Source organism: Polaromonas sp. YR568 (assembly GCF_943369675.1).
Lineage (GTDB): Bacteria > Pseudomonadota > Gammaproteobacteria > Burkholderiales > Burkholderiaceae_C > Polaromonas.
Window position 1 is genome coordinate 12,841 of record NZ_CALROB020000006.1, and the last position, 26,936, is coordinate 39,776.

21 protein-coding genes are annotated in these 26,936 nt (G+C 63.3%); 18 read left to right on the plus strand and 3 right to left on the minus strand.

Annotated elements, in window-relative coordinates:
* Nucleotides 1–111: 111 nt before the first annotated feature.
* The 16 genes from uppS to ACLV8F_RS04475 all read left to right on the plus strand — a co-directional run bounded on the left by uppS (nt 112) and on the right by ACLV8F_RS04475 (nt 17,883).
* Complete coding sequence (uppS, locus tag ACLV8F_RS04400) at nt 112–855, plus strand: polyprenyl diphosphate synthase (RefSeq protein ID WP_411883030.1); 744 nt, start codon at nt 112–114, stop codon at nt 853–855.
* Nucleotides 855–1,715, plus strand: a complete 861-nt coding sequence (locus ACLV8F_RS04405) for a phosphatidate cytidylyltransferase (protein ID WP_411883031.1) — start codon at nt 855–857, stop codon at nt 1,713–1,715. The genes uppS and ACLV8F_RS04405 overlap by 1 nt, the downstream gene beginning before the upstream one ends.
* A gap of 8 nt (nt 1,716–1,723) precedes the next feature.
* Nucleotides 1,724–2,911, plus strand: a complete 1,188-nt coding sequence (gene ispC, locus ACLV8F_RS04410; RefSeq protein WP_411883032.1) for a 1-deoxy-D-xylulose-5-phosphate reductoisomerase — start codon at nt 1,724–1,726, stop codon at nt 2,909–2,911.
* 1 nt (nt 2,912) lies between these two features.
* Nucleotides 2,913–4,289 carry an RIP metalloprotease RseP gene (rseP, locus tag ACLV8F_RS04415; protein ID WP_411883033.1) on the plus strand — a complete coding sequence of 459 codons (1,377 nt, stop codon included), beginning with the start codon at nt 2,913–2,915 and terminating at the stop codon, nt 4,287–4,289.
* 13 nt (nt 4,290–4,302) lie between these two features.
* Complete coding sequence (gene bamA / locus ACLV8F_RS04420) at nt 4,303–6,600, plus strand: outer membrane protein assembly factor BamA (RefSeq protein WP_411883034.1); 2,298 nt, start codon at nt 4,303–4,305, stop codon at nt 6,598–6,600.
* Nucleotides 6,600–7,106 carry an OmpH family outer membrane protein gene (locus tag ACLV8F_RS04425; protein ID WP_411883035.1) on the plus strand — a complete coding sequence of 169 codons (507 nt, stop codon included), beginning with the start codon at nt 6,600–6,602 and terminating at the stop codon, nt 7,104–7,106. The genes bamA and ACLV8F_RS04425 overlap by 1 nt, the downstream gene beginning before the upstream one ends.
* Before the next feature lie 49 nt (nt 7,107–7,155).
* Nucleotides 7,156–8,226 (plus strand): UDP-3-O-(3-hydroxymyristoyl)glucosamine N-acyltransferase, encoded by a 1,071-nt coding sequence (gene lpxD / locus ACLV8F_RS04430; protein WP_411883036.1) that lies wholly within the window; start codon nt 7,156–7,158, stop codon nt 8,224–8,226.
* The gene (fabZ, locus tag ACLV8F_RS04435; RefSeq protein ID WP_411877700.1) at nt 8,223–8,663 is read left to right on the plus strand and encodes a 3-hydroxyacyl-ACP dehydratase FabZ; all 441 of its coding nucleotides are present in this window, start codon (nt 8,223–8,225) and stop codon (nt 8,661–8,663) included. Before lpxD ends, fabZ begins: the two co-directional genes overlap by 4 nt.
* 31 nt (nt 8,664–8,694) lie before the next feature.
* Nucleotides 8,695–9,510 (plus strand): acyl-ACP--UDP-N-acetylglucosamine O-acyltransferase, encoded by an 816-nt coding sequence (gene lpxA / locus ACLV8F_RS04440; RefSeq protein ID WP_411883037.1) that lies wholly within the window; start codon nt 8,695–8,697, stop codon nt 9,508–9,510.
* Nucleotides 9,511–9,606: 96 nt separating this feature from the next.
* A complete protein-coding gene (lpxB, locus tag ACLV8F_RS04445) occupies nt 9,607–10,737 on the plus strand; it encodes a lipid-A-disaccharide synthase (protein WP_411883164.1) in 1,131 nt (376 codons plus the stop codon).
* Entirely contained in the window at nt 10,709–11,326 is a 618-nt protein-coding gene (gene rnhB / locus ACLV8F_RS04450; RefSeq protein WP_411883038.1) for a ribonuclease HII, read from the plus strand. Before lpxB ends, rnhB begins: the two co-directional genes overlap by 29 nt.
* The gene (locus ACLV8F_RS04455; protein ID WP_411883039.1) at nt 11,323–12,126 is read left to right on the plus strand and encodes a TrmH family RNA methyltransferase; all 804 of its coding nucleotides are present in this window, start codon (nt 11,323–11,325) and stop codon (nt 12,124–12,126) included. Before rnhB ends, ACLV8F_RS04455 begins: the two co-directional genes overlap by 4 nt.
* A 285-nt stretch (nt 12,127–12,411) precedes the next feature.
* Nucleotides 12,412–13,590, plus strand: a complete 1,179-nt coding sequence (gene carA / locus ACLV8F_RS04460) for a glutamine-hydrolyzing carbamoyl-phosphate synthase small subunit (RefSeq protein ID WP_411883040.1) — start codon at nt 12,412–12,414, stop codon at nt 13,588–13,590.
* Complete coding sequence (gene carB, locus ACLV8F_RS04465; RefSeq protein WP_411883041.1) at nt 13,583–16,813, plus strand: carbamoyl-phosphate synthase large subunit; 3,231 nt, start codon at nt 13,583–13,585, stop codon at nt 16,811–16,813. The genes carA and carB overlap by 8 nt, the downstream gene beginning before the upstream one ends.
* Nucleotides 16,814–16,957: 144 nt before the next feature.
* Nucleotides 16,958–17,434, plus strand: coding sequence for a transcription elongation factor GreA (greA, locus tag ACLV8F_RS04470; RefSeq protein ID WP_411883042.1), 477 nt, complete (start codon nt 16,958–16,960; stop codon nt 17,432–17,434).
* Between the two features lie 8 nt (nt 17,435–17,442).
* Entirely contained in the window at nt 17,443–17,883 is a 441-nt protein-coding gene (locus tag ACLV8F_RS04475; RefSeq protein ID WP_411883043.1) for a DUF4149 domain-containing protein, read from the plus strand.
* An 84-nt stretch (nt 17,884–17,967) separates the two neighbouring features.
* Here the strand turns inward: ACLV8F_RS04475 and folD are convergent, their stop codons facing one another.
* The 3 genes from folD to ACLV8F_RS04490 form a co-directional block, all read right to left on the minus strand.
* Entirely contained in the window at nt 17,968–18,813 is an 846-nt protein-coding gene (folD, locus tag ACLV8F_RS04480; protein WP_411883044.1) for a bifunctional methylenetetrahydrofolate dehydrogenase/methenyltetrahydrofolate cyclohydrolase FolD, read from the minus strand.
* An 87-nt stretch (nt 18,814–18,900) separates the two neighbouring features.
* Nucleotides 18,901–19,527, minus strand: coding sequence for a response regulator transcription factor (locus ACLV8F_RS04485; RefSeq protein WP_411877690.1), 627 nt, complete (start codon nt 19,525–19,527; stop codon nt 18,901–18,903).
* A 49-nt stretch (nt 19,528–19,576) separates the two neighbouring features.
* A complete protein-coding gene (locus ACLV8F_RS04490) occupies nt 19,577–22,144 on the minus strand; it encodes a PAS domain S-box protein (protein ID WP_411883045.1) in 2,568 nt (855 codons plus the stop codon).
* Nucleotides 22,145–22,479: 335 nt separating this feature from the next.
* Between ACLV8F_RS04490 and aceE the strand changes: the two genes are divergently transcribed.
* Nucleotides 22,480–25,215, plus strand: a complete 2,736-nt coding sequence (gene aceE / locus ACLV8F_RS04495) for a pyruvate dehydrogenase (acetyl-transferring), homodimeric type (protein ID WP_411883046.1) — start codon at nt 22,480–22,482, stop codon at nt 25,213–25,215.
* A gap of 52 nt (nt 25,216–25,267) precedes the next feature.
* Nucleotides 25,268–26,935, plus strand: a complete 1,668-nt coding sequence (aceF, locus tag ACLV8F_RS04500; RefSeq protein WP_411883047.1) for a dihydrolipoyllysine-residue acetyltransferase — start codon at nt 25,268–25,270, stop codon at nt 26,933–26,935.
* Nucleotide 26,936 lies beyond the last annotated feature (1 nt).

Here is a 26,936-nt window from a genome sequence, read left to right on the forward strand (position 1 = left end):
CTGCCCCCCGAGGGGGCCGCTGCGCCTGCGGCCCGGCAAAGCCGGTTCCGCGGCCCCTGCTTGAAAAGACAGATGCCTCAGGCCCATTAAGGGCAGCGCCTGACTGCTGACATGGCCTCAACAAGTTCCACCACGGTCCCGCGCCACGTTGCCATCGTCATGGACGGCAACGGCCGCTGGGCGACCAAACGATTTCTGCCTCGCATCGCGGGCCACAAGCAGGGCGTCGACTCATTGAGCCGCTGTGTGCGTGCCTGCCTGGAGCGCGGCATCGGCGTGCTGACGGTGTTCGCTTTTTCCTCGGAGAACTGGAACCGCCCGTCTGAAGAGGTGTCCGGCTTGATGGAGTTGTTGGCGCTGTCGCTGGCCAAGGAAGTCCCCAGCCTCAACGAGAACGGTGTGCAGCTGCATTTCATCGGCGACCGGCAGCGGCTGTCCGACAAGGTGCAAGTGGGGCTGGTCAAGGCAGAGCGCGACACTTCCGCCAATAGCCGGCTTGTTTTTAACGTCTGTTTCAACTATGGCGGCCGCTGGGACATCGCCCAGGCGGCGCAAAAGCTGGCCAGTCGCGGCGAGGCCATCACCGAACTGTCGCTGGACCGCGCCATGGCGATGGCGCATGTGCCCGACCCGGACCTGCTGATCCGTACCGGCGGCGAACTGCGCATCAGCAACTTTCTGCTGTGGCAGGCTGCTTACTCGGAACTGCATTTTTCCGACAAACTGTGGCCTGAATTCGACGAGGCGGCGCTCGATGAAGCGATTGCCGTTTTTCGCACCCGCGAACGGCGCTTTGGCCAGACCTCGGCGCAGGTCAGCGGCCAAGACAACAACCACAATGCAAAGGCGGCTTGATGCTTAAACAGCGTGTGATCACGGCGATTGTCCTGCTGGCCATTTTGCTGCCTGCACTTTTTTACAAAACTCCCGAGCCTTTTTGCGCCGTGGCGCTGCTGCTGATCGCGGCGGGTGCCTGGGAGTGGGGCCGCCTTAACGGCTACGGACAGGGCGTTTCGGTGGGGCTGGGCCTGGTGTGCGTGGCGGCCTGCGCCTTGTCCTGGTACGGCGGCCTGCTTGAAAAACCTTTGCCCCTGCTCTGGGCTGCCGCCGGCGCTGTATGGGTTCTGGCCGGCGGCTGGCTGCTGCGCAATGGCGTAGCCGGCTGGCCGCGTATTCCGAACGTCCTGCGGCTGGTGGCGGGGCTGGTCGCGCTGTGGCTGGCCTGGCTGGCCGTCGCGCAGGCGCGTGTCGTCGGTGTCAATTTCCTGTTGTCCGTGTTGCTGCTGGTCTGGGTGGCGGATATTTTTGCCTACTTCGCCGGGCGTACCTTTGGCGGCCGCTTCAGCAAAGGCAAGCTGGCGCCTTCGATCAGCCCCGGCAAAAGCTGGGAAGGCGTGTGGGGCGGCATGGCCGGCGTGGTCGCGCTGTCGCTGGCCTGGGTCTATGCGGGCAACGCTGCAGGCGGCACCGGTTTTTGGAGCGAGGTGACGCTTTACAGCCGGCTGGCGGCGAACCACGGCCTGTTCATCATGCTGCTGGCGGTGATTTTCCTGGCGGCCATGAGCGTGGTCGGCGACCTGGTCGAGTCGCTGATCAAGCGCAGCGCAGGCGTGAAAGATTCCAGCGGCCTGTTGCCGGGCCACGGCGGGGTACTGGACCGCGTCGATGCGCTCCTGCCCACCTTGCCGCTGGCCATGATGCTGGCCTCCCTCTAGGTCCCTGCATGTCCTTCAGCAAGCAGCGCATCACCGTTCTGGGTTCCACGGGGTCCGTGGGCGTCAACACGCTGGACGTCATTGCGCGCCACCCCGACCGGTTTGAGGTTTTCGCGCTCAGCGCCGCGACCCAGACCGACCTGATGCTGGCACAGTGCGTCCAGTTCAAGCCGCAGTACGCCGTCATGGCGAGCGAACCGCACGCCCGGGTACTGGCCGACAAGGTCAAGGCGCATAACCTTGCCGTTCAGGTTTTGTCGGCGCCGGACTCGCTCGAAATGATTGCCTCGCACGACTCGGTGGATACCGTGATGGCGGCCATCGTAGGGGCAGCCGGCCTGCCGCCCTGCGTGGCCGCGGCCCGCGCCGGCAAGCGTTTGCTGCTGGCCAACAAGGAAGCCCTGGTGGTGGGCGGCGAAGTGTTCATGCAAGCTGTCCGTGCAGGGGGTGCCAAACTGCTGCCCATCGACAGCGAACATTCGGCCATCTTCCAGTCTTTGCCCGAAGACGCGGCGACCTGGGGCGATCGCGTGGAAAAGATCATCCTGACCGCCTCCGGCGGGCCCTTCCGCACGCGCGACCTCGGCAGCCTGCGCCATGTGACGCCCGACGAGGCCTGCGCCCACCCCAACTGGGTGATGGGCCGCAAAATCTCCGTCGATTCCGCCACCATGATGAACAAGGCCCTGGAGGTCATCGAAGCGAAGTTCCTGTTCGGCCTGACGCCGGAGCAGATCGAGGTGGTGATCCACCCGCAGAGCATCATCCATTCCATGGTGCAGTACCGCGATACCTCCGTGGTGGCGCAACTCGGCACGCCCGACATGCGCGTTCCCATCGCCTACGGCCTGGCCTGGCCCGACCGGGTCGTGTCGGGGGCAAAAGCACTTGATTTCAGGTCTCTGGCCACCATGACTTTTGAAGTCCCGGACAATGAGCGTTTTCCCGGGCTGCCGTTGGCCTGGGAAGTGCTGAATGGCCCGGCCGGCAGCACGGCCGTGCTCAATGCTGCCAACGAGGTGGCTGTCGCTGCCTTCCTTGAAAAACGTATCCGTTTTGACCATATTCACCATGTAAACCACGCAACTTTGGAGGCGGTAACGCTCTCAGAGGTAAGTGATATCGAAGGCCTGCTCGGGCTGGATGGGCAGGCCAGGCGCGTTGCCCTTCAAATTGCCGGACAACTGGAGTCTTGACATGCTGACCCTGATTTCCTTCGTTGTGACGCTGGGCATCCTGATTGCCGTGCACGAATACGGCCACTACCGTGTGGCCGTGGCCTGCGGCATCAAGGTCCTGAAATTTTCCATCGGCTTCGGCAAGCCGATTTACACGTGGCGGCTCAAAAACAAGTCCACCGAGTTCTCCATCGGCATGCTGCCCCTGGGCGGCTACGTCAAGATGCTGGACGAACGGGAGGCGCCTGTCGATCCGGCCGAGCGCCACCTGGCCTTCAATACCCAACCACTGAAGTCACGGGCGGCGGTGGTCGCGGCCGGCCCGGCGGCCAACCTGCTGCTGGCCGTGCTGCTTTACGCCATCGTCAACTGGAGCGGCCTGCAGGAGCCCAAGGCCGTGCTGGCCAGTCCCGTGGCAGGTTCTCTGGCGGAGAAAGCCGGCCTGCGCGGCCATGAAACCGTCGAACAGGCGGCTTTCGAAGGCGATGAGCTTCAGGCTGTCCGGTCCTTTGAAGACTTGCGCTGGCGCCTGACCCAGGGCGCCCTGGATGGACGCGACCTCACGCTGGTGCTGGGTGGTGATACCGCAGGCGCGGGGCAAACGGTGCGGCTGGCGCTCAGCACGCTGGGCGCTGCCGAGGCCGATGCCCAGCTGTTTCGCAAAATCGGCATCCTGGGGCCATGGACGCGACCCGAGATCGGGGAGGTCATGGCCGGCGGCGCGGCGGAAAAATCCGGTCTGCGTGCCGGCGACGTGGTGGTGCGCATCGGGGATACCGCCATCGTGGACGGGCCGCATTTACGGGAGGCCATACGCACGTCGGCCCAGGCTTCCAATGCGGGCACGGCAACCGTTGTCCCCCAAAGCTGGCATGTCGTCCGCGCCGGCCAGCCCCTGGCCTTGCAGGTCACCCCTGAACTCAAGCCCGTGAACGGGGTGGTAGTGCCCCGGATCGATGCCTATGTGGGGGCGCCGGCGGAACTCGTGACGGTGCGTTACGGCTTCGCCGACGGCCTGTGGCAGGGCGCCGTGCGCACCTGGCAGGTGTCCATGCTCACGCTGCGCATGATGGGGAAAATGGTGATCGGAGAGGCGTCGTTGAAGAACCTCAGCGGGCCGCTCACGATTGCCGATTACGCAGGCAAATCAGCGAGCATGGGCTGGAGCTCCTATCTGGTGTTTTTGGCCCTCATCAGCGTGAGCCTGGGCGTCCTGAATTTACTGCCGTTGCCGGTTCTGGATGGGGGGCACCTGATGTATTATCTTTGGGAGGGGATCACTGGCCGAGGCGTGTCTGACGCCTGGATGGACCGGTTACAGCGCGGTGGCGTTGCGATCCTGCTGGGCATGATGTGCGTTGCCCTGTTTAACGATGTCACCCGGCTCTTGGGCTAATTCCATACATTTCATGCAAAAACAAATAAATCGTTTCAAAGTTCGCGCAGTCTGCGCCATTGCCGCCGGTCTTTTTGCAGCCAGCACCGCCTGGGCCGTTGACCCTTTCACGGTGCGCGACATCCGCGTTGAAGGTTTGCAGCGTGTGGAGCCGGGAACCATTTTTGCATCGCTTCCCTTTCGTGTCGGTGAGACCTATAACGACGACAAGGGCTCAACCGCCATTCGCGCGCTGTTCGGCCTGGGCTTGTTCAAGGACGTGAGGCTAGAGGTCAGCGGAGACGTGCTGGTGGTGATTGTCGAAGAGCGCCCAACCGTGGCCGACGTTGATTTCGTCGGCACCAAGGAGTTCGACAAGGATGTGCTGAAAAAAGCGCTTCGCGAAGCCGGCATCGCCGACGGCCAGCCTTTTGACAAGGCGCTTGCCGACAAGGCCGAGCAGGAACTCAAGCGCCAGTACATCAACAAGAGCCTGTACGGCGTCGAGGTAATCACCACCGTCACGCCGATTGAACGCAATCGCGTCAACCTGACCTTCAGCGTCGTCGAAGGCGATGTGGCCAAAATCAAGGAAATCCACATCACGGGTAACATGGCTTTCAGCGAGTCGACCTTGCTGGGGCTGTTTGACCTGGATACCGGGGGCTGGCTCAGCTGGTACACCAAATCAGACCGTTATTCGCGTACCAAGCTCAATGCCGACATCGAGACGCTGCGCTCTTATTACCTGTCGCGCGGCTACCTCGAATTCAAGATCGACTCGACGCAGGTCGCGATCTCTCCGGACAAACAAAGCATCGCCATCACGGTCAACGTGACCGAGGGTGAGCGTTTTGTGGTGTCGGGCGTCAAGCTCGAAGGCAATTACCTGAACAAGGAAGAAGAGTTCAAGACCCTGGTGAAGATCGAGCCCGGCGAGCCTTACAACGCCGACCAGGTCGCCGAAACCACCAAGGCCTTCACCGATTATTTCGGCACCTTCGGCTTTGCCTTCGCCCGCGTCGACGCGGTGCCCGAGATCGACCGAAGCAACAACCGCGTCTCCTTTGTGATCCAGGCCGATCCTTCCCGCCGCGCCTACGTGCGGCGCGTGAATGTGGCGGGCAACAACCGCACGCGCGACGAGGTCGTGCGCCGTGAGTTTCGCCAGTTTGAATCGTCGTGGTACGACGGTGACAAGATCCGCCTGTCGCGCGACCGTGTGGACCGCCTTGGTTATTTCACCGATGTGAACATCGACACGCAGGAAGTCCCCGGTACCAGCGACCAGGTTGACGTGACGATGACCGTGGTTGAAAAGCCCACCGGCAACCTGCAGCTGGGTGCGGGTTATTCCAGCGCGGACAGCGTGTCCCTGCTGTTCGGTATCAAGCAGGAAAATGTGTTCGGTTCGGGCAATTACCTGGGTATTGAACTCAACACCAGCAAGTCGAACCGCCAGGTGGTGCTGAGCACCATAGATCCCTATTTCACGGCCGACGGCATTTCCCGCACCATCGACGTGTATGACCGCACGTCCCAGCCCCTGTCGGGCCAGGGCGGTGACTACAGCCTGAAAACCCGCGGCGCCAGCATCCGTTTCGGCGTTCCGTTCACCGAGAACGACACCGTTTATTTCGGTAGCGGCTACGAGCAGTTGACCATCGTTCCGGGCACCAACCTCCCTGTCAGCTACCAGGACTATGCGAACCAGTTCGGCTACAAGAGCAATTCCATTCCCCTGACTGTCGGATGGTCACGCGACAGCCGGGACAGCTCGCTGGTGCCTACCATGGGCCGCTTCCAGCGCGTGTATGGTGACTGGGGCGTCGCGGGCGACATCAAGTTCGTGCGCGCCAATTACCAGATTCAGCAGTACATCCCCCTGAACAAACAGTTCACGATTGCCCTGAACGGTGAATTCGGCTGGGGCAAGGGCCTGAACGGCCAGCCTTACCCGCTGTTCAAGAATTACTACTCGGGCGGCCTCGGATCGGTGCGTGGGTTCGAGCAGGGTTCGCTGGGTCCGCGCGACGCCTCCGACCTGGCGATCGGCGGCCCGAAAAAGCTGACGCTTAACGCGGAACTCGTTGCGCCATTTCCGGGTGCGGGCAATGACAGGACCTTGCGCATGTTTGGTTTTGTCGATGCCGGCAACGTTTTTGGGGAAAAAGAGCAGTACCGCATGAGTGACCTGCGGATATCAACCGGTGTCGGCATCAGCTGGATTTCCCCGGTCGGACCTTTGCGCATTGCGATTGCAACCCCGCTGCGCAAAAAGCCAGGCGATAGAATAGAGCGGTTGCAATTCCAAATTGGTACATCTTTCTAATGAAGCATCTTTCAAGCAAAATTTTCCTGGGTCTTGCCATTGCACTGGCGGGCTTCTCCGCGAGCGCGCAGGAGTTCAAGGTCGGTGTCGTCAATCTGGACCGGATTTTCCGCGAGGCCAACTCCGCCAAGGCGGCCCAGACCAAGCTCGAGCAGGAATTCAGCAAGCGTGAAAAAGAGCTTAACGATCTCGCGACGCAGCTGAAGACCCTGTCCGACAAGTTCGAGCGCGAGGCACCCACGCTTCCGGAAAGCCAACGCACCACGCGGCAAAAACAGCTGGTGGACCAGGACCGGGATTTCCAGCGCAAGCGCCGTGAATTCCAGGAAGACCTGAACACCCGCAAAAATGAAGAACTCCAGCAGGTGATCGAGCGCGCCAACAAGGTCGTGAAAACCCTGGCTGAAACCGAAAAATACGACCTGATCCTTCAGGAGTCGGTTTACGTCAATCCCAAGCACGACATCACCGACAAGGTGATCAAGGCGCTGAACGCCGCCCGTTGATGGCGGGGGTGTTCACCGCAGCCACCATCGTTAAAACGGCAGGCGCAGTGTGACACTCCGTCTCGCCGACATCGTTCAGTTCCTTGCCGGTGCTACCGGTGCCAACGCCGAATTGATCGGTGATCCCGGCCTGCAGATAGAGCGGCTCTCCACCCTGGAGGCCGCCGGCCCCCAGGACCTGAGTTTCCTCAGCCACCCTAAATACCTGGCCAAGCTGGCGCAGTCTGCGGCTGCCTGCGTTATCGTGGCCCCCGCCGCACGGCAGGCTGCCGTCGGCCGAGGTGCCTGCATTGTGGTGGACGATCCCTATCATGCCTTCGCGCTGGTCACGCAGTTGTGGAAGCAGCGGCATACCCCGCAGTCTCCGGCGCAGATCCATCCCAGCGCCTTTATCGATCCCACTGCCACGCTGGCGCACGGCGTCTCGGTGGGAGCCTTTGCCTGCATAGGGGAGGGCGCTGTCATCGGTGCGGGTGCGCGCATCGCCGAACATTGTGTCGTCGGGCGGCATGCGCAGGTCGGGGCAGATACCCGCCTGGCGGCACGCGTCACCGTGGCCGACGGCTGCCGTATCGGGTCGCGCTGCATCGTGCACCCGGGGGCGGTCATAGGTGCCGACGGTTTCGGCTTTGCCTTGCATGAAGGGCAGTGGGTCAAGATCGAGCAACTGGGCGGTGTGCTGATCGGCGACGACGTCGAGATAGGCGCCAACACCTGCATAGACCGCGGCGCGCTGCAGGATACGGTGCTCGAAGACGGCGTCAAGCTCGACAACCTGGTCCAGATCGGCCACAACGTGCGGGTGGGCAAACACACGGCCATGGCCGGCTGCGCCGGCGTAGCGGGCAGTGCGACCATAGGCGCCCACTGCACGGTGGGCGGCGGTGCCATCGTGCTGGGCCACCTGAGCCTTGCCGACCACGTGCATGTGTCGGCGGCGTCCGTCGTAACGCGGTCCATCCTCAAGCCCGGGAATTACACCGGGCTCTTTCCCATCGACGACAATGCTGTCTGGGAAAAAAATGCCGCCACGCTCAAGCAACTGCATACGCTGCGCGAGCGCCTGCGGCTGGCTGAAAAAGCCATTCTGAACTCAGGACATATTGAAGAAAAATCATGATGGATATCCACCAAATTCTCAAGCAGCTGCCGCACCGCTACCCCATCCTGCTGGTGGACCGCGTACTGGAAATTGAAAAAGGCAAACGCATCAAGGCGCTCAAGAACGTCACGATCAACGAGCCGTTTTTCATGGGGCACTTTCCCCATCACCCGGTCATGCCCGGCGTGCTGATGCTTGAAGCCATGGCGCAAGCCGCCGCCTTGCTCGCTTTTGAAACCCTGGGCGTAACGCCCGACGACAAAACCGTTTACTACTTTGCGGGCATAGACGGCGCGCGCTTCAAGCGCCCGGTCGAGCCCGGCGACCAGTTGATCATGGACGTCACGCTGGACCGCATGAAGGCCGGTATTTTCAAGTTCAAGGGCGTGACGCGCGTCGGCGACACCATCGCCTGCGAAGCCGAACTCATGTGCACCATGCGCACCATTGCGTGAGCCAGGCAGAGACCATCCAGGCGAGCGCTACATGACAGCACCCCTTACCACCGCGCCGGGCATTCATCCCACGGCCCTTGTGGATCCGCAGGCCCAGCTCCATGAGTCCGTGAGTGTCGGGCCCTATACCATCATCGGCCCGCACGTGAAAATCGGCGCCGGCACTACGGTCGGCCCCCACTGCGTGATTGAAGGCCACACGACGATTGGCCGTGACAACCGGATTTTCCAGTTCAATTCGCTGGGCGCGATCCCGCAGGACAAAAAGTACGCGGGCGAGCCCTGCGAGCTGATCATCGGCGACCGCAACACCATCCGCGAGTTCTGCACCTTCAACATCGGCTCGCCCGGCGACAGCGGCGTGACGCGTGTGGGCGACGACAACTGGCTCATGGCCTACGTGCACCTGGCGCATGACTGCGTCGTGGGCAACAACACCATATTTGCCAATAACACCCAGTTGGGCGGGCATGTGCATGTAGACGACTGGGTCATCCTGGGCGGCTTCACCGTCGCGCACCAGTTCGTGAAAATCGGCGCCCACAGCTTCACCGCCATGTGCTCCTTGCTATTCGCCGATTTGCCGCCTTTTGTCATGGCCCAAGGCCAGCCGGCCGAAGCTCGGTCCATGAATTTTGAAGGGCTGCGGCGGCGCGGTTTTTCACCCGACCGTATTTCCGCCGTCAAGGCCATGCACAAGGCCCTGTACCGCGACGACCTTACGCTGGACCAAGCGCGCGCGCGCATTGCCGAATTGACCGGGAAGCACCCGGAGGCGGCGCCGGACGTGCAGATGATGCTCTCCTTCCTGGAGCAAACCTCGCCGCAACGCGGCATCGTCCGGTAAGGCCCCATGTCTCTTGAGACCAGCCCTCTGCCAGCCCGTAGAGAGGCTGGCGGCCCTGTGGCAACGCTGGCGGCCGGCGGTACGCCCAAGGTGGCCATGGTCGCTGGGGAAACCTCCGGCGACCTGCTGGCCGGCCTGCTGCTCGATGGTTTCAAGGCCCGTTGGCCGGGGCTGACTTCCTGCGGCATAGGCGGCCCGCAAATGGCCAAACGCGGATTTGACGCCTGGTGGCCCAGTGAAAAGCTGGCTGTGCGCGGTTATGTCGAGGTGTTGCGCCACTACCGCGAAATCGTCGGCATCCGTGAACAGCTCAAGCAACGCCTGCTCGACCAGCGCCCCGATATCTTTGTGGGTGTAGATGCGCCCGATTTCAACCTGGACCTCGAGGCCGCACTGAAAGGGCAGGGCATCAAGACCGTGCATTTCGTCAGCCCCTCCATCTGGGCCTGGCGCGCCGACCGCGTCGAGAAAATCCGGCGCAGCGTGGACCACGTGCTGTGCATCTTTCCGTTCGAGCCGGCCTTGCTGGCGGCCCACGGAATTGCCGCAACCTATGTCGGCCATCCGCTGGCCAACGTGATCCCGCTGCAGCCGGACCGCGCCGCCGCACGGCGTGCGCTGGGGCTGCGGGACGAAAGCACTGTGGTCGCCATCCTGCCCGGCAGCCGAAAGTCGGAAATCCAGTACCTTGCACAACGGTTCTTCGCGGCCGCAGCCCTGATCCGGCGGGCGCAGCCAGCCGTCCAGTTCGTCGTACCCGCCATTCCCGTCCTGAAGGCGACCATAGAGCGCATGGCTGACGAGGCCGGTATCCGGGCCCACCTGCAGATCATCGAAGGCCAGTCGCACACCGCCTTGGCCGCGTGCGACGTCACCCTGATCGCCAGCGGCACTGCCACGCTGGAGGCCGCGCTCTTCAAGCGGCCCATGGTCATCGCCTACAACATGAACTGGCTGTCGTGGCAGATCATGCGGCGCAAGAAGCTGCAGCCCTGGGTGGGCCTTCCCAACATCCTCTGCCGGGACTTTGTGGTGCCCGAGTTGCTGCAGGACCAGGCCACGCCCGAAGCACTGGCCGCGGCAGTCCTGCAATGGATAGAGGCAGAATCGTCGGCACCTGACAAAATAGCGGCTGTGGAACAACGATTCGCCGCGCTGCACACCGAGCTGCGGCGGGATACTTCAACATTAGCGACCGATGCGATCCAGCAAATTCTTGAAAGCTGAGCAAACCGCCCTGTCCTGGGACATTCCCGGGCTGGTGGCCGGCGTTGACGAGGCCGGGCGCGGCCCCCTGATGGGGCCGGTGGTGGCCGCCGCCGTCATCCTTGACGAATTGAACCCCATCAAGGGCCTGGCCGACTCCAAAAAACTGACGGCCCTACGCCGCGAAAAGCTCTACGACGAAATCCGCGCCAAGGCCTTGTGCTGCTCCATTGCGATGGCGACCGTTGAAGAGATCGACAGCATCAACATCCTGCAGGCCACCATGCTGGCCATGAAGCGTGCGGTGGAGGGCCTGCGCCTGAAACCCAACAAGGTGCTGGTCGATGGCAACCGCCTGCCCACGCTGGTGATCCTGTCGGAAGCCATTGTGGGCGGCGATGCACTGGTGCCCGCCATCTCGGCGGCCTCCATCCTGGCCAAGGTGCACCGCGACCGCTGGTGCGCCGAGTTCCACCTGGAATATCCACAGTACGGCTTTGCCGACCACAAAGGCTACGGCACGGCTGAACACCTGGCGGCCCTGCGCGAGCATGGCGCCTGCCCGCAGCACCGCAAGTCCTTCGCGCCGGTCGCTGAGGTCTTGCGGTGAGTTCGGGTGCTTCAGGGCCCGCCGCCGAAGTCACGCACGTCACCTCCCGCGACAACCCCCTGATCAAGGACCTGCGCAAGCTCTCGCAGGACAGCACCGCTTACCGCAAGCAGGCGCGCGTCTGGCTGGAAGGCGACCACCTGTGCCGCGCGGCGTTGGCGCGCGGGCTCAAACCCGCCCTGGCTGTCTTCTCCGAATCCTGCTGGCCTGTGACCCCCCCGGAATTCACACGGGCGGCGGCCAAAAACATTGTGATCCCCGACGCCTTGCTGCCCGAGATCAGCGGCCTGGAGTCTCCCGCGCGCATGGGCTTTGTGCTGGACCTGCCCGCGGCCGCAGGCCTGCAGCCCGGCGCAGCCTCGGTGATCCTGGATCGCGTGCAGGATGCCGGCAACGTCGGCTCCATCCTGCGCAGCGCGGCGGCCTTCGGTTTTGGCCAGGTGATTGCCCTCAAGGGCACGGCGGCGCTCTGGTCGCCCAAGGTGCTGCGCGCCGGCATGGGCGCGCATTTCGCGCTACAGCTGGTGGAAGGCCTGGAGCCTGATGCCCTGTCGACGCTGACCGTTCCCATTGTCGTTACCAGTTCCCACCACGGCAGCTTTTTGCACCAGCAAAAGCTGCCCATGCCCTGCGCGTGGGCCATGGGCCACGAAGGGCAGGGTGTCAGCGACGACCTGATGGCCAGGGCCGCCCTCAAAGTCCGCATAGACCAGCCGGGTGGGGAGGAGTCACTCAACGTAGCCGCCGCCGCCGCGATCTGCCTCTACGCAAGTTCGCTGGTCGGCCCTCCAGATTTGTAATCGCAAATCGGGTCGAGCACGGGATTCTCTCTTTGCCAGCCGGGGCCGCGGAACGGGCTTTGCCCGGCCGCAGGCGCAGCGGCCCCCTCGGGGGGCAGGGAGCTACACGCAGTGAGCGACCGTGGGGGCCATAGCCTGTTCAGGCTATAATCAGTGGCTTTTCAAAACACAGCTTCGCCCGAGCGCATACAAAGCCACCACCCTCTCAAAAGCAGCCTGCAAGAGTCTTGACCGAGACGTTTCTTGTGCACGCTTGGGCGAACCGTAACCAACCCGGAGAACCCAGTGCTTTTGTCTCTACAGGGAAACACCCCGCACGCCATCCTGGCGCTCGCAGACGGCACGGTCTTTATCGGCAATTCCATTGGAGCCGCAGGCTCCACAGTCGGCGAGGTGGTGTTCAACACCGCCATGACCGGCTACCAGGAAATCCTCACGGATCCCAGCTACTGCCAGCAGATCGTCACGCTCACGTACCCGCACATCGGCAACTACGGCATCAATGCCGAAGACGTCGAGGCTGAAAAAGTCCACGCCGCCGGCCTGATCATCAAGGATCTGCCGCAGCTGGCCTCGAACTTCCGCATGACCATGACCTTGTCCGAATACCTGGTCAAGGAAAACACCGTCGCCATCGCCGGCATAGATACCCGCCAGCTGACCCGCCACCTGCGCACCAAGGGCGCGCAAAACGGCTGCATCCTGGCCTTGCCCGCGGGCGAAGCGGTGAGCCAGCCCGCGATCGAGAAAGCCGTCGCGGCAGCCCGCAGCGCGCCCAGCATGGCCGGCCTGGACCTCGCCAAGGTCGTCTCGGTCAAGCAGACCTATGAATGGACGCAGACCGAGTGGAAACTGGGCGCGGGCTACGGCGTGCAGATCACGCCGAAATTCCACGTCGTGGCCTTCGACTTCGGCGTGAAGAAAAACATCCTGCGCATGATGGCCGAGCGCGGCGCGCGCATCACGGTGGTGCCGGCCCAAACGCCCGCCGCCGACGTGCTCAAGCTCAAGCCCGACGGCATCTTCCTGGCCAACGGCCCGGGTGACCCGGAGCCTTGCGACTACGCAATCACCGCCGTGCGCGAGCTGATCGAAACCGGCATCCCGACCTTCGGCATCTGCCTGGGCCACCAGATCATGGCGCTGGCCAGCGGCGCGAAAACCTTCAAGATGAAGTTCGGCCACCACGGCGCCAACCACCCGGTCAAAGACCTGGACAACGGCCGTGTCAGCATCACCAGCCAGAACCACGGCTTCGCGGTCGACGAAAAAAGCTTGCCCGCCAACCTGCGGCCCACGCACATCAGCCTGTTCGACGGCACGCTGCAAGGCCTGGCACGCACCGACAAGCCGGCGTTCTGCTTCCAGGGCCACCCGGAAGCCTCGCCCGGCCCGCACGATATTTCATACCTGTTTGACCGTTTCACCGCGCTGATGGAACAAGCTGGAGAGAAGAATGCCTAAGCGCACAGACATCAAGAGCGTCCTCATCATCGGCGCCGGCCCCATCATCATCGGTCAGGCCTGCGAGTTCGACTACTCCGGCGTGCAGGCCTGCAAGGCCTTGCGCGAAGAGGGCTACAAGGTCATCCTGATCAACAGCAATCCCGCGACGATCATGACCGATCCGGCCACCGCCGACGTCACCTACATCGAGCCCATCACCTGGCAGACGGTCGAGAAAATCATCGCCAAGGAGCGTCCCGACGCCATCCTGCCGACCATGGGCGGGCAGACCGCGCTCAACTGCGCGCTCGACCTCTGGCACAACGGCGTGCTCGACAAATACAAGGTCGAGCTGATTGGCGCCAAGCCCGAAGCCATCGACAAGGCCGAAGACCGCCTGAAGTTCAAGGACGCGATGACCAAGATCGGTCTGGGCTCGGCCCGCTCCGGCATCGCGCACAGCATGGACGAGGCTTGGGCCGTCCAGAAGACCGTCGGCTTCCCCACCGTGATCCGCCCCAGCTTTACCTTGGGCGGAACCGGCGGCGGCATCGCCTACAACTCCGAAGAGTTTGAAGTCATCTGCAAGCGCGGCCTCGAAGCCTCGCCCACCAACGAACTGCTGATCGAGGAATCGCTGCTCGGCTGGAAAGAGTATGAGATGGAAGTCGTGCGCGACACCGCCGACAACTGCATCATCGTCTGCTCGATCGAAAACCTGGACCCCATGGGCGTGCACACCGGTGACTCCATCACCGTGGCGCCGGCCCAGACGCTGACCGACAAGGAATACCAGATCCTGCGCAATGCCTCCCTGGCCGTCTTGCGAGAAATCGGCGTGGACACCGGCGGCTCCAACGTGCAGTTCTCCATCAACCCGGCGGACGGCCGCATGGTCGTGATCGAGATGAACCCGCGCGTCTCGCGGTCCTCGGCGCTGGCCTCCAAGGCCACGGGTTTCCCGATCGCCAAGGTCGCGGCCAAGCTGGCCGTGGGTTACACGCTGGATGAGCTGCGCAATGAAATCACGGGCGGCGCCACCCCCGCGAGCTTCGAGCCCAGCATCGACTACGTCGTCACCAAGATTCCGCGTTTCGCGTTTGAAAAATTCCCGGCGGCCGATTCGCGCCTGACCACGCAGATGAAATCCGTCGGCGAGGTCATGGCCATGGGCCGCACCTTCCAGGAGTCCTTCCAGAAAGCCCTGCGTGGCCTGGAAGTCGGCGTGGACGGTATGAACGAAAAAACCCAGGACCGCGAAGTACTCGAGAAAGAACTCGGCGCGCCCGGCCCCGACCGTATCTGGTACGTGGGCGATGCTTTTGCACTGGGCATGAGCGTCGACGAGGTGTTCGCGCTGACCAAGATCGACCCCTGGTTCCTCGTGCAGATTGAGCAGATCGTCAAGATCGAGCTTGAACTCGAAACCACCTCGCTCGACAAGATTGACGCCGTCACGCTGCGTGCGCTCAAGCAAAAAGGCTTTTCCGACCGCCGCCTGGCCAAGCAGCTCAAGACCACCGACACCGCCGTCCGCGAGAAGCGCCGCGCGCTGGGCGTGCGCCCGGTCTACAAGCGCGTGGACACTTGCGCCGCCGAGTTCGCGACCAACACCGCCTACATGTATTCGACCTACGAGGCCGAAGGCAGCGAGTGCGAAGCCGCACCCACCGACAAGAAAAAGATCATGGTTCTGGGCGGCGGGCCCAACCGCATCGGGCAGGGCATCGAGTTTGACTACTGCTGCGTGCACGCGGCGCTGGCCATGCGCGAAGACGGCTACGAGACCATCATGGTCAACTGCAACCCCGAGACCGTCTCCACCGACTACGACACCAGCGATCGCCTGTATTTCGAGCCGCTGACGCTGGAAGACGTGCTCGAGATCGTCGACAAGGAAAAACCGCTCGGCGTGATCGTCCAGTACGGCGGCCAGACGCCCCTGAAGCTGGCGCTGGACCTCGAAGCCAACGGCGTGCCCATCATCGGCACCTCGCCCGACATGATCGACGCGGCGGAAGACCGCGAACGCTTCCAGAAGCTGCTGCACGAGTTGAAACTGCGCCAGCCGCCCAACGCCACGGCCCGCACCGAGCCCGAAGCGCTGGAAAAAGCCGCGGCGCTGGGCTACCCCCTGGTCGTGCGCCCCAGCTATGTGCTGGGCGGCCGCGCGATGGAAATCGTGCACGAACAGCGCGACCTCGAGCGCTACATGCGCGAAGCCGTGAAGGTCAGCCATGACTCGCCCGTGCTGCTGGACCGCTTCCTGAACGACGCGATCGAGTGCGACGTCGACTGCCTGCGCGACCCGGAGGGCCGCACCTTTATCGGCGGCGTGATGGAACACATCGAGCAAGCCGGCGTGCACAGTGGCGACTCGGCCTGTTCGCTGCCGCCGTATTCGCTGAGCGCCAAAACCGTCACCGAAATCAAGCGCCAGACTGCGGCCATGGCCGAGGCGCTGACGGTGGTGGGCCTCATGAACGTGCAGTTCGCCATCCAGAACATTGACGGCGAGGACGTGATCTACGTGCTGGAAGTCAACCCGCGCGCCTCGCGCACCGTGCCCTTTGTCAGCAAGGCCACCGGCATCCAGCTGGCCAAGGTGGCGGCGCGCTGCATGGTCGGCCAGTCGCTGGCCTCGCAGGGCATCAAGGATGAAGTCACGCCGCCGTATTTCAGCGTCAAGGAAGCGGTGTTCCCCTTCGTCAAGTTCCCCGGCGTTGACACGATTCTTGGCCCCGAGATGAAGTCCACCGGTGAAGTCATGGGCGTGGGCAAGACCTTTGGCGAAGCCTTCGTGAAGTCCCAGCTCGGTGCCGGCACCAAGCTGCCGACCTCCGGCAAGGTCTTCCTCACCGTCAAGAACAACGACAAGCCGCGCGCCGTGGAAGTCGCGCGCGCCCTGGCCGCGCAGAAGTTCGAGCTGGTGGCGACCAAGGGTACGGCGGCGGCCATCCAGGCGGCGGGCATTGCCTGCACCGTGGTCAACAAGGTCACCGAAGGCCGGCCGCACGTGGTGGACATGATCAAGAACAACGAGATTGCCCTGGTCATCAACACCGTCGAAGAGCGGCGTAACGCGATCACCGATTCGCGCCAGATCCGCACTTCGGCGCTGCTGGCCCGCGTGACGACCTACACCACGATTGCAGGCGCCGAAGCGGCCGTGGAAGGCATGAAATACCTGGACAACCTGCCGGTTTATTCCGTGCAGGAGTTGCACGCCCAGCTGGCCTGACGGGCTGGGAATCGGGGTTTTCTCCGGGCTATTTCCAGCTTGAGCCCGGCCCGATTTGCATTAAACTTGTTTCATTGAAATTTTGGATTGAAGCGCCGCCGCCAGGTGACTGGTGGCGGTTTCGCTTTTGCAGGAGCAAAAAACATGGCCACCATTCCCATTACCAAGCGCGGCGCGGAAAGCCTCAAGGCGGAGCTGCATCAGCTCAAAACCGTTGACCGCCCCTGGGTCATCAATTCCATTTCCGAAGCGCGTGCCCAGGGCGACCTGAGCGAAAACGCCGAATACGACGCCGCCAAGGACCGCCAGGGCTTCATCGAAGGCCGTATCCAGGAAATCGAAGGGAAGCTCTCCGCCGCGCAGATCATCGACCCGTCCGAACTGGACGCGGGCGGAAAAGTGGTGTTCGGCTCCACCATCGAACTGGAAGATGAAGACACCGGCGACAAGGTGACCTACCAGATCGTCGGCGAAGACGAGGCCGACATCAAGCAGGGCCGTGTCAACATCGGCTCGCCGATTGCACGCGCGCTGATCGGCAAGGATGAAGGCGACACGGCCGAAGTCCAGGCGCCGGGCGGCATCAAGCGCTACGAAATCATCGCGGTGATGTACATCTGATTTTGCGCATGAAACAGCGCTTCACTGTGCTTGTGGCCGCTCTGTGGTGGGGCAGCCTGACGGGTCTCGGATTCGTTGTCGTCCCCATGCTGTTTGCCAACCTGGGCACGCCCGCTATGGCCGGCGCCATGGCGGCCAAGCTCTTCACCGCACAAACCTGGGTCAGCGCGGGCTGTGCCATGCTGCTGCTGGTTGTGCTCAATAAAAAAGACGATGCCGCCCTTGCACGGCAGGCGCAGGCCGCCATGAAATTTGTGGTGGCCGGCTTGCTGTTGGCTTTGGTGGTGGAGTTCGGCATCGCGCCGCGCATCGTCAGTGCGCGTGCCGAAGCCGGCAACCTCAAGCTTTGGCATGGCCTGGGCACGGCCTTGTATGTCGTGCAGTGGCTGTGTGCCGGCCTGGCGCTGTGGCGCCTCGTGCCCGCATCGCAAGTGGACGCCTCAGCCTAAGGGTTGCTTTTACAAGCCGGGGCCGCGGAACTGGCTTTGCCAGGCCGCAGGCGCAGCGGCCCCCTCGGGGGGCAGGGGGCGTTTTCAGCCGCGCTCTGCGGCTTCCAGCGTGTTCACCAGCAGCATGGTGATGGTCATGGGACCGACACCACCCGGCACCGGCGTGATGTAGCCCGCGACTTCCTTCACGCCTTCAAAATCAACGTCGCCGCAGAGCTTGCCTTCATCGTTGCGGTTCATGCCCACATCGATCACGACCGCGCCCGGCTTGACCATGTCGGCCGTCAGCACGTTGCGCTTGCCGACGGCGGCCACGACCACATCGGCCTGCAAGGTCATGGCCTTGAGGTCTTTGGTCGCGCTGTGGCAGATCGTAACGGTGGCGTTCTTTTGCAGCAGCATCAGCGCCATCGGTTTGCCGACGATGTTGCTGCGGCCTATGACCACGGCATGCTTGCCTTTGAGGTCATAGTTGATGCTCTCGAGCATCTTCATGCAGCCATAAGGTGTACAGGGCCAGAAGCCCGGCTGGCCGACCATGAGCGCGCCGGCGCTGGCGACGTGAAAGCCGTCCACGTCCTTGGCCGGCGAGATGGCCTCGATCACCTTGTGCGCGTCGATGTGCGCCGGCAGCGGCAGCTGCACCAGGATGCCGTGGATGGACGGGTCATTGTTGAGTGCGTCCACTCGTGCCAGCAGGTCGGCTTCGCTCAAGGTGTCGGGGTATTTTTCGAGGACCGAATGCAGGCCGTTGTCTTCGCAGGCTTTGACCTTGTTGCGCACATAGACCTGGCTGGCCGGGCTTTCGCCCACCAGTACCACGGCCAGGCCGGGCGTGATGCCGCGCGCGCGCAGCGCGGCGGCCCGCTGTGCGACTTCGGCGCGCAATTGTTTGGAGAGGGCGTTTCCGTCAATCAGCTGGGCGGTCATTTTTGAATCGGTTTCTCAAAGTAAAAACGCCCGCTGGTCCAATCAATACGGGCGTTAACGCTATCAGGGGATAGCAAAAGAGGGGGATTAGGCCTTGGGCGCGTTGGACCCCAGGGCGATTTTGAGCAGGTCGGCCACTGTGTTGGCGTTTAGCTTTTCCATGATGTTGGCGCGGTGCGCTTCCACCGTCTTGATGCTGATGCCCAGGTCGTCGGCGATCTGCTTGTTAAGCCGGCCCGCCACGATGCGTTCGAGCACCTGGGCTTCGCGCGAGGTGAGCTTGGCCAGCAAGGCGTCGCGGCTGGCGGACTGCTGGAATTCGCTGAAAGCTTCCTTGGCCTGCTCGAGCATGCGCTCGACCAAGTTGACCAGGGCTTCTTCCTGGAAGGGCTTCTGGATGAAATCCATCGCGCCTTTTTTCATGGTGTTGACCGCCATGGGCACGTCGCCGTGGCCGGTGATGAACACGATGGGCAGCGGCGACTTGCGCTCGACCAGGCGGTCCTGCAGCTCCAGGCCCGTCATGCCGCCCATGCGGATGTCGACGATCAGGCAGGCGACTTCACGCGGGTCGTAGCGGGAGAGGAAGGTTTCGGCCGAGTCGTAGCAGCGGACGCGGTAGTCCTTGCCTTCGAGCAGCCACTGCAGAGAGTCGCGCACGCCCTCGTCATCATCAACGACGTAGACGGTACCTTTTTTGGGAATCAAGCTCATGCCAAACTTTCTTTCGTGAACTTCTCAAGAGACGGTTCTTGAAGGGTTTTCAGTGAACGCCTGCGTTCCTGGCTGCAGTGCCGTCGTTGGCGGGCGCCGGCGGCAAGAGCAGGGGTGTTACAGGGATCCAGAAGGTAAACCGGCACCCCACCACTTCGTCCCCATTGTAGAGGTTCTCAGCCTCCATTCTTCCCTGGTGGGACTCGACGATGCTGCGGCACAGCTTGAGGCCTATGCCCATGCCTTCGGCCTTGGTGGAATAGAAGGCTTCATAGAGCCGGCCCATCACTTCCGGCGAGAGGCCGCGGCCCGTGTCGAGCACTGAAAACTCCACCACGGCCTGGTCTTCGATGGTCTTGGGCACCACGCGCAGCTCGACGCTGCGGCGCGCCGTCGGCAGGTGCGCCTGCTCTATGGATTCGGCCGCGTTTTTCATCAGGTTGATCAGCACCTGCTCTATCAGGATGGGGTCCACCATGATCTCGGGGAGGCGGGCCGCGATGTAGTGGCTCAGGCGCACGTGGTGGCGGCGCAGCTCGATGTCGGCCAGCTCCATGGCGTTGCTGACCATGGTGGCCACGTCGGCGGCCGTGCGGTTGGGTTCGCTGCGTTTGACGAAGGAACGTATGCGCTGGATGATCTGCCCGGCGCGGTGCGCCTGCTTGGCGGTCTTGTCCAGCGCGACCAGCAGGTCTTCGTTGCTGATCTGCTTGCCCTTGATGCGCGACACCATGCCGTTGCAATAGTTGTTGATGGCCGTGAGTGGCTGGTTCAATTCATGCGCCACGCTGGAAGCCATCTCGCCCATGGTGATCAGGCGGCTGGCGGTCTGGGCGCGTTCGTTTTGCTGGGCGGCCTGCTCCTCGGCATGGCGGCGCGGCGTGATGTCGGTGGCGATCACCATCTGCGCCAGGCGGCCGTCCACCCAGGTCAGGTAACGTGAACGCACTTCCAGCCATTTGCTGAGCTCGGGCACAAAGATCTCGGCGTTTTCCGTTTGCGCCGCCGTCAGCGTGTCGGTGGGCAGGCCGGCCAGGCCGTCGACTGCGTCCAGCGTGTCGTCGGTGGGCACGGCGCTGGGCACGCCGGCCTGCGCGATCAGGTTCAGGTGGCCCGACACCTCGCCGCCGAACCACGAGCGGTACAGCTTGTTGGCGAACAGCAGTTCCTCGCTACCCAGCGGCGCCACGGACACCGCAGCGTCCAGCCCCTCCAGCACCGTGGTGAAGCGTTCGTAGGAGGCGGTCAGCTCCTCACGGATGCGCTTGGGCTCGGTGATGTCCGTCATCGAGGTCATCCAGCCGGTCTGCTGCCCGCGCGGGTCTATCAGCGGCGAGACGTACATGCGGGCGTCAAAGATCTGGCCGTTCTTGCGTTTGACGCGCACCTCGAAGCCGCCCGGCGGCGTACGGCCGTGCAGTTCGTCATCCAGCCGCTGCATCAGGGTGTCGATTTCGCCCTCGGGCCAGTGCGGGAAGGGCGGCGTGCGGCCCACCAGGTCGCTTTCAGTCAGACCGGTCATCTGGCAGAAGGCCGGGTTGACATAAGTGATGCGGCCCTGCAGGTCCAGCGCGCGCATGCCGGTCAGCATGGAGTTTTCCATGGCGCGGCGGAAGTTGGTTTCGGAGATCAGCGCTTGCTGGGCCTGCACACGGCGACGCGTGTGGCGCCAGGTGCCCAGCAGCATCCACACCGTCAGCGCGCTCAGGGCGCTGACCAGCCAGAAGAAGCCGCTGCCGACCACGCCCAGCGAGGCGCGGTAGCCCTCGGCGCGTATCAGCAGGCCGTTGCCGACCGGCGAGACCGGTATCTCGTACTCGGCCGCGCCGTCGGACCAGGGCAGCAACCGGGCCGCCGGGTTGCGCGGCGGCGGCAGGTTGCCCGCCAGCACCTGGTTTTTGTCGTCGACCAGGGTTACAGCGTACTTGGCTGTGACCTCGGTCGGCACGCCGAAGCGCAGCAGCCCGTCGATGGAGTATTCACCCATGATGACGCCGGCGAACTTGCCCTGGTCGTCCAGCGGCACCTGCAACTGCAGGGTGGGGGCGTTGTAGCCGCCTGCCTCCTTGGCCGCCAGCGGCCGCGAATACACCGGCTGGCGCAGGTCCCTGGCCAGCTCATAAGTGCCGTCGGTCTCGCCGACCTTGAGCTGTTCGCCCGCGCCGCGCAACTGGCTGGCATTGGCGCTGGGCGACACGTAGGCCACCTTGATGCGCCGCTTGCTGTCCACCCAGGTCACCGCCATCAGCTCGGGGTACTGGTTGACCAGCGACTCGGCCTGGGTGATGAATTCCTCGGTGTCGATTTCCCGGTTGGAGACGTCGCGGCCAATGCGCATGAGCTGCTCCTGCCGCTCCAGCAGCCGCAGGCGCAGGCGCTGCTGCGCGTACTCCACGTCGCGCTTGACGGCTTGCTGCTCGCGGTCGATTTCCTCGATGCGCAGGTAGCCGAAGGCGGCGATCACGGCGGCCAGGAAGAGCACGACAGCCAGCAAGGGCCCCAGCGTGATGAAGCGGTCCTGGCGCGACGGCGACTGCTTGCGCCACCAGCGGCGCCACACGGCGAAGGGGGCGGGGTTTATCGCGGGGTCGGCGGGGGCAGGGGCTTGCTGGGTCATAGGGAAGGTGCAGTTTAAGGGACATGCCCTGGGCGAAGCAGGGTTGACCTTGATCTTTTAAGGTGAACGGGCAGTGCTTCGTGCGGTGGCACGCGGCGATTGGTGGTCAATCAGCGGCTGAGCAAAACAAAGCATGCTTAGTTTTAAATTTCTTAATGTGAAACGAGTAGGCACGATTTGAAATCGTATGAATATTATGAGAAACTAGAGACTTGAATCTAATTTGCGTTTACAACACGCTTAGACCCAAGTTGGACACAGGCTCTGCGCGCGGCCCGACAAGAGGCCGCATCGCAGGTTAACGAAGCTTTATCAGGCTACTCAGGAGACAAAAAATGGCTGCCAATCCCACCCAAGCCGGCGACAACTTGCACGCCGCCGCCAACGACCCGCTGGACAAAGACAGCCAGGAAACCCGTGAGTGGATGGACGCGCTGAGCGCCGTCATCGAAAGCGAAGGCCCCGAGCGCGCCCACTTCCTGCTCGAACAACTGTTGGAACACGCGCGCCAGAAAAGCATAGATATGCCTTTTTCGGCCAACACTGGCTACGTCAACACCATTGAGACCGACCAGGAAGAGCGCTCGCCCGGCAACCTCGAGATCGAGGAACGCCTGCGCGCCTACATGCGCTGGAACGCCATGGCTATGGTGGTCAAGGCCAACCGCCTGCACCCCGCCGACGGCGGCGACCTGGGCGGCCACATCGGCTCCTTCGCCTCGTTGGCCAGCCTGTTCGGCGCCGGCTTCAACCACTTCTGGCACGCCGAGAGCACTGAGCCAGGTAAAGAGCACGGTGGCGACTGCCTCTACATCCAGGGCCACGTGTCGCCCGGCGTCTATGCCCGCGCCTACCTCGAAGGCCGCCTGACCGAAGAGCAACTGCTCAACTTCCGCCAGGAAGTCGACGGCAAGGGCTTGTCCAGCTATCCGCATCCCAAGCTGATGCCGGAGTTCTGGCAGTTCCCCACCGTCTCCATGGGCCTGGGCCCGCTGATGGCGATCTACCAGGCGCGCTTCCTCAAGTACCTGCACGCCCGCGGCATCGCCAACACCGAAAACCGCAAGGTCTGGGCCTTCCTGGGCGACGGCGAGATGGACGAAGTCGAATCCATGGGCGCCATCGGCCTGGCCGCGCGCGAAAAGCTCGACAACCTGGTCTTCGTCATCAACTGCAACCTGCAGCGCCTGGACGGCCCGGTGCGCGGCAACGGCAAGATCATCCAGGAACTCGAAGGCGAGTTCCGCGGCGCCGGCTGGAACGTCATCAAGCTGCTCTGGGGCAGCAACTGGGATCCGCTGCTCGCCCGCGACAAGGACGGCGCGCTCAAGAAGGTCATGATGGACACGCTGGATGGCGACTACCAGGCCATGAAGGCCAATGACGGCGCCTACGTGCGCAAGCATTTCTTCGGCCAGGACCCGCGCACGCTCGAGATGGTTTCCAAGATGAGCGACGAGGACATCTTCAACCTGCGCCGCGGCGGCCACGATTCGCAAAAGGTCTATGCGGCTTTCCACAAGGCCGTCAACCACAAGGGCCAGCCCACCGTCCTGCTGATCAAGACCGTCAAGGGCTTCGGCATGGGCAAGATCGGCGAAGGCAAGAACAACGTCCACCAGACCAAAAAACTGGCCGACGAGGACATCAAGGCCTTCCGCGACCGCTTCAACATCCCGGTTCCCGACAGCCAGCTGGCCGACATCCCCTTTTACAAGCCGGCCGAAGACACGCCCGAGATGCGTTACCTCCACGAGCGCCGCAAGGCCCTGGGCGGCTACCTGCCGCACCGCCGCGTCAAGGCCGACGAGCAGTTCACCGTGCCTTCGCTGGACACCTTCAAGTCGGTGATGGAGCCCACGGCCGAAGGCCGCGAAATCTCCACCACGCAGGCCTACGTGCGCTTCCTCACGCAGCTGCTGCGCGACCAGGCCCTGGGCCCGCGCGTCGTGCCCATCCTGGTGGACGAAGCCCGCACCTTCGGCATGGAAGGCCTGTTCCGCCAGATCGGTATCTACAACCCTGACGGCCAGAAATACACGCCGGTCGACAAAGACCAGGTGATGTACTACAAGGAAGACAAAAAGGGCCAGATCCTTCAGGAAGGCATCAACGAAGCCGGCGGCATGAGCAGCTGGATCGCGGCGGCCACCTCGTACAGCACCAACAACCGGATCATGATCCCGTTCTACGTGTACTACTCGATGTTCGGCTTCCAGCGCGTCGGCGACCTGGCCTGGGCGGCCGGCGACATGCAGGCGCGCGGCTTCCTGCTGGGCGGCACCTCGGGCCGCACCACGCTCAACGGCGAAGGCCTGCAGCACGAAGACGGCCACAGCCACATCCTGGCAGGCACCATCCCCAACTGCATCAGCTACGACCCGACCTTCGCGCACGAAGTCGGCGTCATCCTGCACCACGGCCTCAAACGCATGGTCGAGAAGCAGGACAACGTCTACTTCTACCTCACGCTGCTCAATGAAAACTACGCCATGCCCGGCCTCAAGCCCGGCACCGAAGAGCAGATCATCAAGGGCATGTACCTCTGCAAGGAAGGCGCCAAACTCACGCCGCGCGTGCAGCTGCTGGGCTCCGGCACCATCCTGCGCGAATCGATTGCCGCGCAGGAACTGCTTGAGAAAGAATGGGGCGTCGCCGCCAACGTCTGGAGCTGCCCGAGCTTCAACGAGCTGGCGCGCGACGGCCAGAGCACCGAGCGCTGGAACCTGCTGCACCCGGCCGACAAGCCCAAGGTGTCCTTCGTCGCCGAACAGCTCGAAAAGCACACCGGCCCGGTCGTCGCCTCCACCGACTACATGAAGGCCTATGCCGAGCAGATCCGCTCCTTCATCCCCAAGGGCCGCACCTTCAAGGTGCTGGGCACCGACGGTTTCGGCCGCAGCGACTTCCGCAGCAAGCTGCGCGAGCACTTCGAGATCAACCGCCACTACATCGTCGTGGCCGCCCTCAAGGCGCTCAGCGAAGAGGGCACGGTGCCGGTTGCCAAGGTGACGGAAGCCATCAAGAAGTACGGCATCAATGCCGACAAGATCAATCCGCTTTACGCTTGAGTTAAAACCCTGACGTAGACGCACAGACGCCTGAAGCAAACGGAGACAAGATATGGCAGTGGTAGACATTCAAGTTCCTGATATCGGGGATTTCGACGAAGTGACGGTGATCGAATTGCTGGTCAAGCCCGGCGACACCGTGAAGGCCGAGCAGTCGCTGATCACCGTGGAGTCCGACAAGGCCTCCATGGAAATTCCCTCGAGCCACGCGGGCGTGGTCAAGGAATTGCGGGTCAAGCTCGACGACAAGGTCAAGCAGGGCTCGGTCGTGCTGACGCTGGAAGTGGCCGGCGCCGAAGCCGCCGCGCCTGCTGCACCGGCAAAAGCCGCGGCTGCTCCCGCAGCCCCTGCGGCCAGAGCGCCGGCACCGGCGCCCGCCGCCGCACCGGCAGCTGCCGCGGCATCCGGCCCGGTCGAAGTCCGCGTGCCCGACATCGGCGACTTCAAGGACGTCTCCGTCATTGAAATCCTGGTCAAGCCCGGCGACACCATCAAGGCCGAGCAGTCGCTGATCACCGTCGAGTCCGACAAGGCCTCCATGGAAATCCCGTCATCGGCCGCCGGCGTGCTCAAGGAGCTCAAGGTCAAGATGGGCGACGTCGTCAATATCGGCGACCTGCTCGCCGTGCTGGAAGGCTCAACCGCCGCCGCCAGCGCAGCGCCAGCTGCGGCAGCCCCCGCGGCACCGGCAGCCGCTGCGGCGCCTGCCACGGCTTCCGCACCTGCGCCTGCCGCCGCACCCGCTGCCAGCCAGCCGGCCCACGACCCCACCACCGCCCCGCAAGGCAACTTGCCGCATGCGTCGCCGTCGGTGCGCAAGTTCGCGCGCGAACTCGGCGTGCCGCTGTCCGAAGTCAAGGGCTCCGGCCCCAAGGCCCGCATCACGCAGGACGACGTGCAGGCCTTCACCAAATCGGTGATGGACGGCAGCGTGCGCACCCAGGCGCAAGCCGCCAAGGCACCGGCATCGTCCGGCGGCGGCGCCGGGCTCGACCTGCTGCCATGGCCCAAGGTCGACTTCACCAAGTTCGGCCCGGTCGAGCGCAAGGATATGTCGCGCATCAAGAAGATCAGCGGCGCCAACCTGCTGCGCAACTACGTGATGATCCCGCACGTCACCAACCATGACGACGCCGACATCACCGACCTGGAAGCCTTCCGCGTCGCCACCAACAAGGAAAACGAAAAGACCGGCCTCAAGGTCACCATGCTCGCTTTCCTGATCAAGGCCAGCGTCGCGGCGCTGAAAAAATTTCCCGAGTTCAACAGCTCGCTGGACGGCGACCAGCTGGTCTACAAGCAGTACTACAACATCGGCTTTGCCGCCGACACGCCCAACGGCCTGGTCGTTCCCGTGCTCAAGGACGCCGACAAGAAGGGCGTGCTGCAGATCAGCCAGGAAATGGGCGAGCTCGCCAAGAAGGCGCGCGACGGCAAGCTGACCCCCGCCGAAATGCAGGGCGCCAGCTTCACCATCTCGTCGCTGGGCGGCATTGGCGGGCGTTATTTCACGCCCATCATCAACGCGCCCGAAGTCGCCATCCTGGGCGTGTCCAAGAGCCAGATCGAACCCGTGTGGGACGGCAAGGCCTTCCAGCCGCGCCTGGTGCTGCCGATGTCGCTGGCCTGGGACCACCGCGTGCTCGACGGCGCGGGCGCTGCGCGTTTCAACGCCTACCTCGGGCAAATCCTCGCAGACTTCCGCCGCGTCCTCCTCTAAA